This window comes from Spirosoma fluviale (genome assembly GCF_900230225.1).
In the GTDB taxonomy this organism is placed as follows: domain Bacteria; phylum Bacteroidota; class Bacteroidia; order Cytophagales; family Spirosomataceae; genus Spirosoma; species Spirosoma fluviale.
This window is the reverse complement of record NZ_OCNH01000003.1, coordinates 134,036-149,453: the sequence shown is the minus strand read 5'-3', so window position 1 is coordinate 149,453 and position 15,418 is coordinate 134,036. Positions and strand designations below refer to the sequence as shown.

At 49.8% G+C, this 15,418-nt stretch carries 15 protein-coding genes; 5 read left to right on the top strand and 10 right to left on the bottom strand.

Annotated elements, in window-relative coordinates; genetic code table 11:
- The first annotated feature begins 1 nt into the window (after window position 1).
- Entirely contained in the window at window positions 2–667 is a 666-nt protein-coding gene (locus CRO74_RS16930; RefSeq protein WP_097127272.1) for an OmpH/Skp family outer membrane protein, read from the top strand.
- A gap of 267 nt (window positions 668–934) precedes the next feature.
- Entirely contained in the window at window positions 935–2,521 is a 1,587-nt protein-coding gene (locus CRO74_RS16925; RefSeq protein WP_097127270.1) for a hypothetical protein, read from the top strand.
- 89 nt (window positions 2,522–2,610) lie between these two features.
- Here CRO74_RS16925 and CRO74_RS16920 read toward each other — a convergent pair whose 3' ends face one another.
- The 7 genes from CRO74_RS16920 to CRO74_RS16890 form a co-directional block, all read right to left on the bottom strand.
- Window positions 2,611–3,483: an aldose 1-epimerase family protein gene (locus CRO74_RS16920; protein WP_097127268.1), complete on the bottom strand. Its 873-nt coding sequence runs from the start codon at window positions 3,481–3,483 to the stop codon at window positions 2,611–2,613.
- Between the two features lie 86 nt (window positions 3,484–3,569).
- Window positions 3,570–4,037: a 30S ribosomal protein S7 gene (gene rpsG, locus CRO74_RS16915; RefSeq protein ID WP_097127266.1), complete on the bottom strand. Its 468-nt coding sequence runs from the start codon at window positions 4,035–4,037 to the stop codon at window positions 3,570–3,572.
- Window positions 4,038–4,167: 130 nt separating this feature from the next.
- Complete coding sequence (gene rpsL / locus CRO74_RS16910) at window positions 4,168–4,596, bottom strand: 30S ribosomal protein S12 (RefSeq protein WP_046577394.1); 429 nt, start codon at window positions 4,594–4,596, stop codon at window positions 4,168–4,170.
- An 88-nt stretch (window positions 4,597–4,684) separates the two neighbouring features.
- Window positions 4,685–5,005: a DUF3467 domain-containing protein gene (locus CRO74_RS16905; RefSeq protein ID WP_097127263.1), complete on the bottom strand. Its 321-nt coding sequence runs from the start codon at window positions 5,003–5,005 to the stop codon at window positions 4,685–4,687.
- 47 nt (window positions 5,006–5,052) lie between these two features.
- Complete coding sequence (locus CRO74_RS16900; RefSeq protein ID WP_245877888.1) at window positions 5,053–5,442, bottom strand: DUF4870 domain-containing protein; 390 nt, start codon at window positions 5,440–5,442, stop codon at window positions 5,053–5,055.
- A gap of 203 nt (window positions 5,443–5,645) precedes the next feature.
- Window positions 5,646–9,095: a pyruvate carboxylase gene (locus CRO74_RS16895; RefSeq protein WP_097127261.1), complete on the bottom strand. Its 3,450-nt coding sequence runs from the start codon at window positions 9,093–9,095 to the stop codon at window positions 5,646–5,648.
- 189 nt (window positions 9,096–9,284) lie between these two features.
- The gene (locus tag CRO74_RS16890) at window positions 9,285–10,304 is read right to left on the bottom strand and encodes a hypothetical protein (protein WP_097127260.1); all 1,020 of its coding nucleotides are present in this window, start codon (window positions 10,302–10,304) and stop codon (window positions 9,285–9,287) included.
- A 109-nt stretch (window positions 10,305–10,413) separates the two neighbouring features.
- Between CRO74_RS16890 and CRO74_RS16885 the strand changes: the two genes are divergently transcribed.
- On the top strand, window positions 10,414–11,076 hold the full coding sequence (locus CRO74_RS16885) for a DUF1345 domain-containing protein (protein ID WP_097127258.1): 663 nt from the start codon (window positions 10,414–10,416) through the stop codon (window positions 11,074–11,076).
- Window position 11,077: 1 nt separating this feature from the next.
- Here CRO74_RS16885 and CRO74_RS31630 read toward each other — a convergent pair whose 3' ends face one another.
- Together CRO74_RS31630 and CRO74_RS16880 are read right to left on the bottom strand one after the other, a co-directional pair.
- Entirely contained in the window at window positions 11,078–11,254 is a 177-nt protein-coding gene (locus CRO74_RS31630) for a hypothetical protein (protein ID WP_179830228.1), read from the bottom strand.
- 70 nt (window positions 11,255–11,324) lie between these two features.
- Window positions 11,325–12,560, bottom strand: coding sequence for a spore maturation protein (locus tag CRO74_RS16880; protein WP_097127256.1), 1,236 nt, complete (start codon window positions 12,558–12,560; stop codon window positions 11,325–11,327).
- Between the two features lie 189 nt (window positions 12,561–12,749).
- Here CRO74_RS16880 and CRO74_RS16875 point away from each other — a divergent pair, with 189 nt between their 5' ends.
- The gene (locus tag CRO74_RS16875) at window positions 12,750–13,343 is read left to right on the top strand and encodes a M15 family metallopeptidase (RefSeq protein WP_245877933.1); all 594 of its coding nucleotides are present in this window, start codon (window positions 12,750–12,752) and stop codon (window positions 13,341–13,343) included.
- A 73-nt stretch (window positions 13,344–13,416) separates the two neighbouring features.
- Entirely contained in the window at window positions 13,417–14,487 is a 1,071-nt protein-coding gene (locus CRO74_RS16870) for a M28 family peptidase (RefSeq protein ID WP_097127252.1), read from the top strand.
- A 28-nt stretch (window positions 14,488–14,515) separates the two neighbouring features.
- Here the strand turns inward: CRO74_RS16870 and panC are convergent, their stop codons facing one another.
- Window positions 14,516–15,358, bottom strand: a complete 843-nt coding sequence (panC, locus tag CRO74_RS16865; RefSeq protein WP_097127250.1) for a pantoate--beta-alanine ligase — start codon at window positions 15,356–15,358, stop codon at window positions 14,516–14,518.
- Window positions 15,359–15,418 lie beyond the last annotated feature (60 nt).

The following is a 15,418-nucleotide window of genomic DNA, read 5'->3' as shown; positions in this document are numbered from 1 at the left end:
GATGAAGAAAAACCTCGTCATTGCGTTTGCGGCAGCCCTGCTATTGGGTGGTTTAAACGCACAGGCTCAAGCCCCAACGGCAACACCGGCTACCACAGCTTCTGCTGGTCCATTGAAGTTAGGCTATACCAACATCGACTACATTCTTTCGCAAACACCCGAAGCAAAAGATATCCAGAACCAGTTGACCATTCAGCGTACGCAGTCAGAAAACGAAATGAAGCGTATGAACAAAGAATTGGAAGACAAATACGAAGCTTATCAAAAAGGGGGCGCTCAGATGTCGGATGTAATCCGAAAAGACCGCGAAACCGAATTGCAGAGTCTTCAAACCCGGATTCAGGAGTTCGGCCGTACGGCAGAGCAATCGCTGCAAACGAAATATCAGCAGTTGGTAAATCCGGTTGTGCAGAAAATCCAGAAAGGCATTGATGCCGTTGCTAAAGAAAACGGGTATCAGTACGTTTTCAACCTGGATGCGGGTGCCAACACGATCCCCATTCTGCTGGTTGCTCCGGAAGAGAACAACATCACAGAGTTAGTACTGAAAAAGCTGGGTATCGATCCTGCCAAAGCCGCTGCCGCTGCTAAACCAGCGACAACCGGTGGTAGTGCCCCAGCCGCTGCAAAGCCTGCCGGTTCTACAGCCGCGCCAAAGAAAAACTAAGATTTTTTGCTGAGGGTCTTAACGAAAAATCGCTTCTTCAGAAATGGAGGAGCGATTTTTCGTTAAGACCCTCAGCTATATTTCTCAACGCTGAATTCAGTTTCGCACCCGTTTAGCCTATTACTATTTCCCGTAGAAGTGTAATTATTAGGCTCTAAAAAGTGGCTATCGCTAAGAAAAGTCTTAAAACTGACGTATAAAGTAAACCAGACGAAATCTTCGGCTTATTTTTACGTTTCTCAAAACAGACCACCATTGAACGTCGTTATGAACCGAACTGCCGGTATAGTAGCATGCCTGTTATCCGCAATCACAATTGGTAGCATCCATGCGCAGGATTCCAAATCACTCCAACTACTCCTACCTACCCAAACCAACTGGAATGTGGTGCATGAAGGCAGCACCGTTCGGTTTGATCTCAAAGCCATTGGCTCTTCTACAGATACCCTTCGGTTTTCTTTCGGAAATGACAAACAGGAAGGAATGCAACTGGACTCACTGGGTCATTTTAGCTGGACACCCGGCTTTGATTTAGCAGACCGTATTCAAACGACAAAAAGCTACCCGGTTAGTTTTGAGGTTCGGAACCAGCATGGGCAAACGGCCACACAAAGTGTCGATTTTAAACTAATTCACGTAAACCGTCCGCCGGTAATTGGTGAGTTGCGGCCCTTCTATGTAAGTTACCGAACGCAGAATACCTATAAAATGGATTCGCAGGTAGTTCGCGATGATGATGGTGACCCTATTGTTTTCATCCCTATCGCCGACCAGATGCCTGAAGGCAGCAAACTAACGTCGCAGGGTGAACTTACCTGGACACTGTCGTTAAATCAGTTCAACAAGCTGAAACAGGCCCCCCAGTACATTGAATTCTGGGTAGAAGACCAACCCGCTAAAACACGCACCAAAGGTCGGCTGAAAGTGGAGGTAACCGCCATGGATTTACCGCCCGATATTGCGGTTATTCCCAAAGACACCAGTTACAAGTTAAAAGAAAATGCAACCGTAAATCTTAAATTTTACCTGTCTGACCCAAACGGAGATGATGATATTGCGGCCTTTGGCTTTCTATCTGACAACCAGCAAATTCCGAAAACGGCCTTAGTCAAAAACACTGACAATCAGTACGAGTTCATCTGGCAACCCAGTTATGATTTCGTTAAAGACCCCTACGAATCGCTGGACGTAAAAATAACCTTCTACGTGCTGGATAAAGCCCAGAACCGGGAGGAGCGCCGGATCAACTTTACGGTGCTGAACACCATCAATGAAGCCGAAAAAGACCGTTACTATTATAATCAGTACCGTCAGTTGCTGGTACAGGCGTGGGGGCTCGTTGAACAGTTAAGTGATAAAGAAGAGCAACTTAAGCACGACTACAAAAAAGCGAAGGGCGGCAAGCGAAACCGCTCGGTAGCCAATGCATCGCTGGGTGCCGTTACGGGCGTAACACCCGCCGTAACGGGCTCAAGTACCAGTGCGGAAGCACAGAAAAATGGTCGCCTTATCTCGGCCATTGGGGGTACGGCGGTTTTGACTATGGGTACGCTGGAAGCAACCGAAGTGATTGGTAAGTCGATGAAGGATTTGCTCGACCGATACAATTATGTATTGGGAAAGCGAAGTGAACTGCAAAACAAAGGCGATGTATTTGCCCGTGAGTTTGCGCTGAAGTCCGCTCGTCGCAGTGGGGAGTTTATCAAGAAACTGGACGACTTCCGCAATTCAATGAGTTTGAGCGGTTTGGTTGCCCTGGAGCTGGATGCCAACTGGCAAACAAAGAAGGAAGCGAACGACAAGGCGCTCAAACGTCGGTTCAAAGACTTTACACCATTAGAAGAGGTGCAATAGCCGTTATGCCCTATTTGATTGGCTGTTCGTGCTCTTATATGGCCGATACCAGCACAGAACACGAACAGCTAACTAACGGCGATGCCTGTTTACCGGATGGTAATGGTGAATGCTGCGTCAAACACCTTTCCCACAGCCAATTGTTGAATAGCTTCTTTCTCCTGAATAGGCTTGGGTTCTCCTTCGCTATCCGCGCAGCCCAGCCATGGCTCAATGCAAACAAAAGAAGCACCTGGTTTAGCCCAGATTCCTAAATACGGAAAGGCAGAGTACTCGACCGATAATGAATGGTCATGCTTTTCGCTCTGAATGGTTACCCGGCGAGACGCCAGATTCTTAAATACCAGCGCATCGGCATCAAACAAATGTTTTGTTAAGGGTAACCTATTGCCATCAACCGTCGGAACAGCTTTGGTTTCGCCGGTGAAATACCCTCCTGACGAGAGCATATGCGTTTCCAGCGGCTCGGCTTCCTCGAACTCGATAAAATACTCCTCATAGGCTTCACCCGCTTTAAACGGCACCGCAAAGGCCGGGTGTGCGCCTACTGAAAAGTAAATAGTCTGTTCATCCTCGTTCACCACGCGATACGTAACCGTCAGTTTCGGTCCCTCGATTTCATAGATAATCTGAAATTCGAACTCGTACGGGAAATGTTCGCGGGTAGCCTCGCTCGATCGCAATGAGAAGATAGCATGGGTTTGAGTTGACTCGGTCGTCTCAAAAGTTGATTGCCGGGTAAATCCATGGCGCTCGATCGGGTAGGTTTTTCCATCAATCAGTAATTGATTGTTCAGGCACCCGCCAACTACCGGAAACAGGTTTGGCGCGTGCCAGCCCCATACGGTTGGGTCGGCCTGCCACAGATGCTCGATGCCACTTGACTTATGAAAGATAGAGGTTAGTTCGGCACCTTTAGGCCGAATAGTAACCCGGAGATCGTCGTTTTCTAAAGTTGTCATATAGCTGAAAAACAACAAAAGCTACCCAATGTTGGATAGCTTTTGCAAAGGTAACGGCCATCGGGATTTTGGCCAGTTTTATTGGTTTAGAACCGGAAGTGAGAGAACGCCTTGTTGGCTTCAGCCATACGGTGCGTATCATCCTTCTTTTTCACAGCTGCACCTTCGCCTTTTGCGGCTGCGACGATTTCGGCTGCTAACCGGTCTACCATGGTTTTTTCACCACGTGAACGAGCATACTTAATAAGCCATTTCATGCCTACCGCGACTTTTCGGTCTGCCCGTACTTCGGTTGGCACCTGGAAGGTAGCTCCACCGACACGACGGCTTTTTACTTCAACTGATGGCATGACATTGTTCAATGCCTTTTTCCAGGTATCCAGACCACTTTCGCTGGTGCGCTTGGCAACCACATCGAGAGCGTCGTAGAAAATGGAGTACGCCAGACTTTTCTTGCCGGCATACATCAAGTTGTTAACAAATTTGGTTACGAGGACCTCTTTATACTTCGGGTCGGGTAATACGTAACGCTTGGGCGGTTTCGCCTTTCTCATGATTTCTTCAGATTTTTGATCTTACTCTGGACGCAGTCTTTCCAACGCCCAGTCAGTTGTGATGTATGATGTCAGATATATGATATATGTCGTTGCGAATACATCATACTTCCTATATCATATATCATTCTTATTTTTTCTTTTTTGCTGGCGGTGCACCTTTGCCACCTTTAACGGGAGCCTGACCTGGTTTTGGCCGTTTAGCACCGTATTTCGAGCGGCTTTGCAGACGACCGCTTACGCCAGCCGTATCCAGAGCACCCCGAACAATGTGGTAACGTACACCTGGAAGATCTTTAACCCGGCCACCACGAATCAGTACGATTGAGTGCTCCTGGAGGTTGTGACCTTCGCCTGGAATGTAGGCGTTAACTTCTTTTTGGTTCGTCAGGCGAACCCGGGCAACTTTCCGAAGGGCCGAGTTCGGCTTCTTCGGCGTCGTTGTGTACACACGCGTACACACGCCCCGACGTTGTGGGCAAGAGTCCAAAGCAGGCGACTTTGACTTGTCGATCAGCTTTTCGCGGCCCTTACGCACGAGTTGTTGTATAGTAGGCATTCTTAGTTATGTTTACGAAAATCAGTCTTCCCGAATTTTGAGGTGCAAAGATACGGAAAACTGTTTGAAAGCCAAAGGAATTATAGATTTACGCTTGACCCACCGGGCCGCCAAAGCCACCAGCCGGAAAACGAAATTCATTAGGCTCGTTAATGCCACCATAGGCTTCCTCAAAACGGCTGATATTTTCACGCAGAGCTTCCAAAAGACGCTTGGCATGTTCGGGGGTCAGGATAATCCGTGCTTTGACTTTTGCTTTGGGAACGCCCGGCATTAACCGAATAAAATCTAAAATAAACTCACTGTTCGAATGGGCGATCATAGCCAGATTGGCATACACACCTTCGGCGATCTCTTCGCTTAATTCGACGTCAATAGCGCCTTCAGGGTTTTGTTGGGGAGGAGTCATGCTCTGATTTTTTAATAGCTGATACAGGCCAACGATTAACAGGATCGTTACTTGATAAATCGTATGGTTAAAGGATAACGGTAATATTCGCCGTTATTGGCTTTTATGGCCGCAATAATAGTGAAAACGAGCCATACAATACCGACAATCCAGATTAGAACAAAACCGATCAGGACAAACATTAATAAGAACGATACGGCCGTTGCCAGCGCTATTGTAATCTGAAAATTAACGGCTTCTTTTCCGTGGTAATCTATATAAGCTGATTTATCCTTTTGAATCTGCCAGATAATAATTGGTGCGATAATGAACCCAACACCCGTAAATAAGCCGGTCAGCGTGCTCAGATGAGTCAGCATAGCCCACATGCGAACATCTGACTCACTCATGGGTGCAGGAACAGGCGGAAAAGGGGGAGTAGGCGGTTGATTTTCCATGAGAAACAGCGGTTTAGATGAACAAACAAGTTCCGACAAAACTTTGATTCATACAATGTTATGAAAGACCAACTGCTTCGTTAGGTGTGTAAATAATAAAAAAAGGTCATTTCGCGGAGAAACGACCTTTTTTAAGCACTTTCTTATTTTTCAGCTTCCCACTAATACCGTCTATTTATCATAGATGCTAGTTAATCAGCAGCTTACGCCAGTTCAATAACGCAATCATCCTGCTCAACCGTGGTGGCTTCTTTCAATACGACTTTCGCCACTTTGCCTTCTTTCTGGGCCGCCACGATACTCTCCATTTTCATGGCTTCGATCACGAACAGCGGCTGATTTTTCTTGACCACATCGCCCTCTTTCACCAGAATGCGGGTTAGGCGACCTTGTAGCGGAGAACCAACATCGCCCGCCTTACTCGCTTTGGCGTTCATCGCTTTCTCTACTTTCGAAGCCCGGTCGCGCACCTGAACCTGACGGCTCTGGCCGTTGAGTTCAAACGTGATGGTCCGCATTCCAAACTCGTCGGGCTCCGATTTAAACAGCAACCGAACCAGAATATTCTTTCCTTCTTCGATGTTGATCAGAATCTCTTCATTCTCCTTCAATCCGTAGAAGAACGCGGGCGTTGGAATGATGCTGACGTTACCGTACTGCACATTTGCCTTGTAGTATTCGTCGTACACCTTGGGGTACATCTGGTACGACAGGTAATCGACGAACCCATCGCACTGGGGGTATTTCTCCTGGAAGGTTTTGAAATCGGCATCGAAATCAATTGGCTTCAGGTGCTCGTTCGGGCGGCCTTTTATCGGCTCCTCCCCTTTCAACACAGCCTGCTGAATATCCTCCGGGAAACCGCCAACGGGCTGACCCAGAATTCCCTTCATTAGCTCTTTTACCGACTCCGGGAACGACAGCGAATCACCACGCGTCAGAACGTCATCAGCGGTGAGGTTATTGGCGGTCATGAAAATAGCCATATCACCTACCACTTTCGAGGAGGGTGTCACTTTCACAATGTCGCCGAAGAGTTTGTTGGCTACGGCATAGTTCTTTTTTAGTGTTTCAAACTTGTCGCCCAGGCCAGTAGCAATGGCCTGTGGTTTCAGGTTGGAATACTGTCCGCCCGGAATTTCGTTCTCGTACACCTCGGCACTACCCGCTTTCATACCCGACTCAAACGGGTAGTAGTATTCCCGAACATCTTCCCAGTAATTCGAGTAGGCATTGAGCGACGACAGATCCGTTTGGCATTCACGCTCGTGGCCCTGCATCATAGCCACAACAGAGTTGAAATTGGGTTGTGAGGTCAGACCCGACAGCGCACCAAGGGCACAATCGACAATATCGACACCAGCGTCAATGGCTTTGAGGTACGTAGCGGCCTGAATACCGGGGGTATCGTGCGTGTGCAGGTGGACCGGAATACTTACGGCCTTCTTCAGTTCCCGAACGAGTACGTCGGCAGCCAATGGCTTCAGCAAACCAGCCATATCTTTAATAGCCAGCAGGTGAGCGCCTTCATCTTCCAGTTGACGCGCCATGTCCAGATAATACTGGAGCGTGTATTTTTTCTGATTGGGGTCCAGCAAATCGCCGGTATAGCAGATGGCGGCTTCGCACAGGGCGTCGGTCCGTTCGCGGACGGCCCGCATACTCACCTTCATGGCTTCGACCCAGTTGAGCGAGTCGAAAATACGGAAAACGTCGATGCCCGTTTCCCACGATTTCTCCACGAACTTTTCGATCAGATTGTCGGGGTAAGCTGAATACCCAACGGCGTTGGAACCTCGGAACAGCATTTGCAGAAGCATGTTCGGCATGGCTTCGCGCAGGGCAGCCAGCCGTTTCCACGGGCTTTCGTACAGGAAGCGCATCGACACATCGAAGGTAGCGCCACCCCAGACTTCCATTGAAAATAGCTCCGGGTGATTTTTGGCGAATCCTTCGGCTACTTTTTGTAGGTCCTGCGTTCGAACGCGGGTTGCCAGCAGGGACTGGTGCCCATCGCGGAACGTAGTATCGGTATACAATATGCCTCTCTGATCGAGAACCCACTGGCCGAACTTCTCCCGACCCAACTCCTTCAGCCGATCGCGATTACCGGCCGGGTAGGCACTGTAGGTATCGAAATTGGGAACAACGGGGGTACGGAATATCTTGCTGTCGTCCTTCTTTTTAACTTCCGGATTACCATTTACAATTACCTCGGCCAGGTAATTAAGTACCCGCGTTGAGCGGTCCTGCGGCTTGCGGAAGTTGAACAGTTCGGGATGGGTTTCAATAAACGATACCCGTGCTTCGCCCCGTTGAAAAACCGGGTGGCTGATCACGTTCAGCAGGAAGCCGATGTTGGTCTTCACACCCCGAATCCGGAACTCGACCAGTGCCCGCGTGAGTCGCTGGGTAGCGCCCTTGAGCGTCCGTCCCCGCGCCGAGACCTTCACAATCATGGAGTCGAAGTAGGGCGATATTTTCATGCCCGCGTAGCTGCTCCCCTCATCGAGCCGGATACCGAAACCAGCCGCGTTCCGATAGGCGGTTATCGTACCAAAATCGGGCTTGAAACCGTTGACGGGATCTTCGGTCGTAATGCGGCACTGGATGGCGTACCCGTTGAGCGGAACGTCGTCCTGGTGATTGATATAAATGCCGTTATCGGAAAGCTGGTAGCCCATTGCAATCAGAATCTGTGTTCTGACAATGTCAATACCCGTTACCTCTTCGGTAATCGTGTGCTCAACCTGAATACGGGGGTTAACCTCAATAAAGTAGATATTTTCGGCCTTGTCGACCAGAAACTCGACGGTACCGGCATTGGAGTAATTCACCGCCCGACCCAGTTGCAGGGCGTAGGCGTAGAGTTTATCTTTTGTTTCCTGTTTCAGCCCGAAGGATGGAGCGACTTCGACCACCTTCTGGAATCGTCGCTGTACGGAACAGTCGCGCTCGTAAAGGTGAACGATGTTGCCGTGCTGATCGCCGAGCAACTGAACCTCAATGTGCTTGGGTTCTTCAATAAATTTTTCGAGGAAGATGGTATCGTCGCCAAAGGCGTTGCGAGCTTCGTTTTTGGCTTCGGCAAAGGCTTTCGAAAACTCTTCGGCCTGTCGTACCACCCGCATACCGCGTCCACCGCCCCCGGCAGCGGCCTTCACCATGATGGGAAAACCAATCCGCTGTGCTTCGGTAAGCGCAAACTCCGGCGACATATTCTCCTCCCGCGAATCCGGGATGAGTGGAACACCGGCACTGGTCGCGAGGTTTTTAGCGCGTACTTTATCGCCGAGCGCATCCATGGCTTCCGGCGATGGCCCCACGAAAATAATACCCTCCTCGCGGCACCGCCGGGCCAGTTTTACGTTCTCCGACAGGAATCCGTAACCGGGATGAATGGCATCGATCTTGTGCCGTTTGGCGAGGAGAACAATCCCTTCAACGTCCAGATACGGTTTCAACGGATCTTCATCACGACCAATCTGATAGGCTTCGTCGGCCTTATAGCGGTGAAGCGAATACCGGTCTTCGTAGGTGTAAACGGCAACGGTTGTGATGCCTAGCTCAGTAGCTGCCCGCATGATACGGATAGCGATTTCGCCCCGGTTGGCGACGAGCAAACGTTTAATGGGTCGGATGTACTCTTTCATGATTCTCAACAAAAGCGGCTTCAGGCTATACAAGTGCCAAATAACATAGCAAGATTGTTGAAAATTTTGAAATAACTACCCTCCCCTCTATAATCCTTGGAGAAGATAGTTTTTTCGGGGAATATTGCAGAAACTAATGAAGCGGTGTCTTATCCAGTAAAGGTCTATTTATCCTTCCTGTAGCTCACCTCACCGGTAGCTCTTCAGCCATTGCTTCAGCACACCCAGGTCAGCCAGTGCTTTCAGGTCGTTTTTCAACTGTTTAGTATCCCGTTTGAGCTGCCCTATATCGCTGTTGAGACTGATGTCGAAGCCAACCAGCGAACCCGCCGTAAACTTGGATTTTCCCGTCATCCGCGCCAGTTGTTTCTGCAACCCGGCCAGTTCGTCGTCCAGTTCCTGCGCCTGCTGCCGAAGGATTTTGTTGTAATAATTAAGCTGACTTTCGGCCAGTGACTCGAGATGCGCCTGGTCGATGCGTTCGAATTCGAGCTGCAACCGAAACAACGCTAACAAATCGCTTTTCTCATAGGCGGCAATGACGCGGTGCATGATCTCGGTTTTGCGCACCTTTTCGGCCTCATCCGGTTCGCGGTCGGGGTGAAATGCTTTTACCAGATCCATGTAGAGGGTTCGAACAGCTTTGGTCGTGTTCTGCTCATCGGCTTTCTTTTTGGCCTCTCGCGCCAACCGCTTCTCCGATTTAGGCTTACTGGCACGTTGTCGCTGGCGTTCGTCTTCGGCGGCTTCCTCCGCAACTACACTATCCGAGTCGTACCCGGAATCATCGCTCCTCTCCCCTGTCCATGTGGCCAGTTGCTGGTCTGGCTCATCGGAGTCGGACGTTTTGTATTTGGCATAAATGGGCTCCAGGCTATCGACGTCGTATTGAAAAATCAGATCGGACGCGATGGTTCGAATCAGGTCAGCCAGTTTTTTCTGTTCCGCTCTCGTGATGTCGTCATGCTCATACGCCCGGTCGAACAACCGGACCAGGTTAACCCGCAACTGAATGTACTGATCAACGAATGGTTGGTAATTGGCCTGCAATCGTTGGTAGATGTAATCCGAAGCCTCCCGAAGTTGCTTTAGTTCAGCCGTTGTTTCTTCTATTTTCTGCGTGAGCCGATTAAATTCCTTCTGCGACTTCGATAGTGAATCGCTGCCGGTGCCAATTCGGACAAGTTGATGCTGAGTGGGTTGAGACATGGTGTCTATTTACTGAATACATTAAAAGATAGAACGAGAGCCGCTAAAAATTTGGGGAACACTACCTGAAGGACGTTCTTCGTAACCTACTCGTTCACTCATTTAGAAAATGTCGACCCACCCACTGCACTCCGTTGCCCGTCTGGACTCTCAACATCGGTTAGCGATTGGGCTGTTCACGGCAGTCGTTGCGTATTTTGCCGTTCCGGGAAAGTTCAGTGTAGCCGCCCACCTAACCATTGTCTGGATAACGTTTGCCGTGACAATCCTAACGCTCATGTGGACGAGTATCGGCATTACTCACCCCCGCGACCTGCCCAAACTATCGAGCCTTGAGGATTCGAGCCGAACGCTGATTCTGCTTTTCGTGATTGTTGCCGCCGTTGCCAGCCTCTTTGCCGTTATCGAACTACTCGACTCAACCAACAAAAATGCTCCTGAGTGGAGTCGCAACAGGCTGCTGGCTATCTCGGCCATTGCCAGTGCCTGGACGCTCGTGCATACGGTGTTCACCCTCCGCTATGCACACATGTATTACGGTAATGACAAGCAGCAGAAAACGCATCCGGGCGGTCTGGACTTCCCGAATGAGAATGAACCCGACTACCTGGATTTTGCCTATTTCTCATTTGTGATCGGCATGACCAGTCAGGTTTCCGATGTAGCGATCAGTTCGAAACCCATGCGCCGAACGGCGCTGGTTCACGGGGTACTATCCTTCGGGTTCAACGCCATTATCATTGCCCTGACGGTTGGCGGGTTAGCTAACTAGCTTAAGCATGCTTACCAGTTCGACCTTGTTTTTTCGCTTTCTCTAACTGCTCCCTTTCGTACTCTTCCCGCTGACGTTTGTCGGAGAGGAGGTTGCGATAGAGGCCATTGAGCACATAGATATCATCGACCTCGTCGATTAGTAAGTGGAGTTGTTCACGTACCTGGGTAATGTTCATTAGGTAATTCCGCCGAAGCGGTTAGTTTGTTGGTTAGCTAACTAGCTAACACATTTCTGATGTTTTTTGCTCAGTGAAAGAAGAAATATCCGAGGGCAATACCAGCGATGACACCCATTAAATCGGCGAATAGGCCAAATGGAATGGCATACCGTGAGTTGCGAATACCCACTGAGCCAAAGTACAGGGCCACAATGTAAAACGTTGTATCGGCCGCCCCCTGAAACATACAGGCCAGCCGCCCGACAAAGGAGTCAGGACCAAACTGCTTCATCGCATCGATCATCAGTGCCCGCGATCCTGAACCGCTCAATGGCCGCATGAGGGCCACCGGCAGGGCATCGGTAAACTCGGTGTTGATACCCGTCAGACTGAACACATATTTCAGCCCGTCGATTACATAATCCATAGCTCCCGAGTTGCGGAAGGCCCCAATGGCCACGAGCATGCCAACCAGATACGGGATAATGCGGACGGAGGTTTCGAAACCACCTTTTGCCCCTTCGATGAACGCGTCGAAAATATCTACTTTTTTGCGCATTGCGCCCAGCAGAAACGACACCACAATGAGCATCAGCACAAGGTTGCCCGTCACCTTCGAAATGACCTCGATCTCGTCTTTCGTTTTGGTCGACAGGAACCACAACGCCAGGCCAATCAGGCTGGTGATACCGCCTAACCAGCCCAATACGGTAGTATTAATCAAGTTGATGCGTTGTTTGATGGCTACCGCAATCATACTCACGACCGTGGCAACGTACGTAGCAATCAGGCAGGGAATGAAAATATCCGACGGGTCTTTGGCCCCCAGAATTGCCCGCTGCGCCATGATGCTCAGGGGAATAATGGTTAAGCCCGATGTGTGCAATACCAGAAACATGATCTGTGCATTGGAGGCCGTTTCTTTCGTCGGGTTCAGTTCCTGTAAACTCGCCATGGCCCGTAAGCCGAACGGCGTGGCGGCATTGTCCAGCCCAAGCATATTGGCGGAGAAATTCATGATCATTTGCCCGTTTGCCGGATGGTCTCGGGGCACTTCGGGGAAGAGCTTGTGAAAGAACGGGCCGATGATGCGGGCCAGGAAATTGATGGCTCCCGCTTTTTCGCCGATGTTGAGCAATCCCAGAAAAAACGTCATCACCCCGGCTAGTGGCAGGGCAATGTCCATAACGGCCACTTTGGACGAATCGAACAGCCCTTCAACCAGAATTTTGAAGATCTCGGTGTCGCCCAGGAAGATCAGTTTGGCCAGCGCAACGATAAACGCAACGATAAAAAAGGCAACCCAGATGTAATTTAAGGCCATGTTACGGGCGGTTTAGCAAGCAAAGTAGTGCGTTTTGGCGTTATTTGCGTTATGATGAACGGTAAAAAAGTTAAGCCACAAAGATTCACAGAGACGCACGGAGTTGCACAGAGATTCTTTGTGTATCTCTGTGTTTTCTCTGCGTATCTCTGTGGCTTAACGCTTAAAGCACAGGATTTCGAAGCCGCTATGGCCAAACAGGGCCTTGTTGATGTACAAAAAGCAGACCCCACCATTCTGGTCGAACTCAAGTATTCAACCACCGACAACTTCGTCGGGAAAGACGTGTATGGCGACCTCACACGGGCGTATATGCAGCCCATGGCCGCCGAAAAACTCACAAAGGCCAGCAAGTATCTACAGGCGCATCACCCTAACCTTCGCCTGCTGGTGTATGATGCCGCCCGCCCCCGCTCGGCCCAATGGAAACTCTGGAACGCCCTGCCCGAGTTATCCGAAAATGAGCGCCGGAAATACGTAGCCGACCCGCGCATAGGTTCTATTCACAACTACGGCTGCGCGGTCGACTTAACTGTAGCCACGGCCGATGGAAAAGCACTGGACATGGGCACTAAATACGATTTCTTCGGTGAACTGGCGTACCCATCCCGCGAAAAACAACTCCTTCAATCCGGAAAATTAACCCGGCAGCAAATCGACAACCGTCAGATTCTGCGTACGGCTATGCGGCAGGGCGGCTTTACGCCGATTGAGTATGAATGGTGGCATTTCAATTCGCTGTCGAGAGAGAAGGCAAAGATGATGTTTAGAATTGTAGATTGACCTGTAAGGAGTGACTTAATGATATTCAACCCGTAACAAGCTTGCGAACAAACATTTATGCGGTCATTATGTGATGAGACTAACCCTCCTGAGAGCAATACTTTACACGTTTTTCAGTATTATTCATTGCTGGGGTCAGCAGAATGTTTCGCCGGTTTCCGTTTCTTATTCTCTGCTTAAAAAGCACGTTTACCTATTAGCTTCCGATAGTTTGCAGGGCCGCGCAACCGGCACCAAAGGCCAGCTTCAGGCCGCTTTTTACTGCTCAGCTACGTTTCGAAGAAATCATTTAGCTACTGTTTTCCCGATTGATTCCACTCGGCGTTCTTTTCGACAAACGTATCCTTTTACGATCACAGAGGTAGCCAATTTTGGTTCAGCCGGTGCTTATCGTGTTACGTCACCAGCCTATAAACGTTATGAATTAGCACCACTACCCCTTACAGCCAAAGACAGTAGCCATGTGCTTTTTGGCGATAATGTGGCAGGGGCACTCATCGGAACCGACTTAAAACAGGAAGTGGTCATTGTATCCGCTCATTACGATCACCTGGGTAGAAATGGCAGTCGAATTTTTCATGGTGCGGATGATAATGCGTCGGGTACGGCTACCGTTCTGAGCGTGGCCGCCGTATTTGATAGTCTGTCCCAACGGGGTATTAAACCCCGCAGAACGATCATGTTTGTTTTATTTTCAGGCGAGGAAGGTGGGTTACTGGGGTCGGAATACTTCGTCAGAAACAGCCCTATTCCGTTAAGCCAATTCGTGTGTGACCTCAATGTAGACATGGTAGGTCGAGTCGATAATGCTCACCGGAAGAATCCCGATTACTGTTACTTACTGAGAGGAGATCAGGTCAACGAATTACAGAAAATCGCTGAGGTTGCGAATCAACAATCCGTAAACCTGACATTAAACCAAGATGGATACGATACGAAAAACGATCCCGAACGATATTTCTACAGGTCAGATCATTACAACTTCGCCAGAATAGGTATCCCCGCCCTGTTTTTCACAAACGGTAGCCACAACGATTACCATCAACCTTCCGATACGGCAGACAAGATCAATTATGAGGTGTTGCAAAAACGGGCAACACTTCTCTTCCAGACAGCCTGGCTGGCCGCAAGCCCGGCCCCCTAAATTTATTTCTTAAAAGAAGATTCACGGCTCAAAACACCAGATTATCAATCAGTCTGACGTTTCCTAAATGAGCCGCCAGACAGATGGCCGTTTGCCCCGGCGCCAGCACTTCATTTGCCAGTTGAAGGGTGTCGGCGTTAACGACTTCAACATACTCCAGCCGAAAGTGCGGATTGCCCACAAAATAGCCCGTTACAGCCGCTTTCGCCTGCGAAGTACTATGACCGTCGGCCAGCAGCTCGCGGGCCAGCGTAAGGGCCTTAAACAGCGCCGTAGCCTGTTCCCGCTCGTCGGGGGAAAGATTCCGGTTACGCGACGACATAGCCAGCCCATCTGCCTCCCGAACGGTCGGGCACCGGACCAGTTCAACCGGGATACTCAAGTCACGAATAAGTTGTCGGATTACGGCCACCTGTTGCAGGTCTTTCTGACCAAAATAGGCTTTATCGGGCTGTATAATGTTGAATAGTTTGGCAACAACAATTCCCACTCCATTGAAGTGGCCCGGCCGAAAAGCCCCTTCCATTACGGTCTCCAACTCGCCAAAGTTCATCCTCATGGTTGGCGACTCAGGGTACATTTCCCCAACCGACGGCACGAACACCACATCGCAACCGGCCGCTTCCAGTTTCTGACAGTCTTCTTCCAGGGTGCGGGGGTACCGGGCAAGGTCGTCCGGATTATTAAATTGAACAGGGTTAACGAAGATGCTGCTTACCACTACACCGTTTTGACGATGGGCCGCGTCAATAAGGGTTAGGTGCCCCTCGTGCAACGCGCCCATGGTTGGCACAAGGCCAATCGTTTGTTGTTCAGACCGTATAGAACTCAGATGGTGACGCAGCGCGGTAATAGTATCAAAACGAAGCATAACAGGCAAATCTTTTTTTGGGGCTGCAATAATACATTAACCGCATCTTTTTTGGACAAA

Coding starts and splice junctions, on each gene's coding strand:
- CRO74_RS16895 (WP_097127261.1), bottom strand. CDS start 9,095: ATGAAAGAGTACATCCGACCCATTAAACGTTTGCTCGTCGCCAACCGG.
- CRO74_RS16880 (WP_097127256.1), bottom strand. CDS start 12,560: ATGGCCTTAAATTACATCTGGGTTGCCTTTTTTATCGTTGCGTTTATC.
- CRO74_RS16870 (WP_097127252.1), top strand. CDS start 13,417: ATGAGACTAACCCTCCTGAGAGCAATACTTTACACGTTTTTCAGTATT.
- CRO74_RS16900 (WP_245877888.1), bottom strand. CDS start 5,442: ATGGAAAATCAACCGCCTACTCCCCCTTTTCCGCCTGTTCCTGCACCC.
- CRO74_RS16925 (WP_097127270.1), top strand. CDS start 935: ATGAACCGAACTGCCGGTATAGTAGCATGCCTGTTATCCGCAATCACA.
- CRO74_RS16885 (WP_097127258.1), top strand. CDS start 10,414: ATGTCGACCCACCCACTGCACTCCGTTGCCCGTCTGGACTCTCAACAT.
- panC (WP_097127250.1), bottom strand. CDS start 15,358: ATGCTTCGTTTTGATACTATTACCGCGCTGCGTCACCATCTGAGTTCT.
- CRO74_RS16875 (WP_245877933.1), top strand. CDS start 12,750: ATGGCCAAACAGGGCCTTGTTGATGTACAAAAAGCAGACCCCACCATT.
- CRO74_RS16920 (WP_097127268.1), bottom strand. CDS start 3,483: ATGACAACTTTAGAAAACGACGATCTCCGGGTTACTATTCGGCCTAAA.
- rpsG (WP_097127266.1), bottom strand. CDS start 4,037: ATGAGAAAGGCGAAACCGCCCAAGCGTTACGTATTACCCGACCCGAAG.
- CRO74_RS16890 (WP_097127260.1), bottom strand. CDS start 10,304: ATGTCTCAACCCACTCAGCATCAACTTGTCCGAATTGGCACCGGCAGC.
- rpsL (WP_046577394.1), bottom strand. CDS start 4,596: ATGCCTACTATACAACAACTCGTGCGTAAGGGCCGCGAAAAGCTGATC.
- CRO74_RS16905 (WP_097127263.1), bottom strand. CDS start 5,005: ATGACTCCTCCCCAACAAAACCCTGAAGGCGCTATTGACGTCGAATTA.
- CRO74_RS16930 (WP_097127272.1), top strand. CDS start 2: ATGAAGAAAAACCTCGTCATTGCGTTTGCGGCAGCCCTGCTATTGGGT.
- CRO74_RS31630 (WP_179830228.1), bottom strand. CDS start 11,254: ATGAACATTACCCAGGTACGTGAACAACTCCACTTACTAATCGACGAG.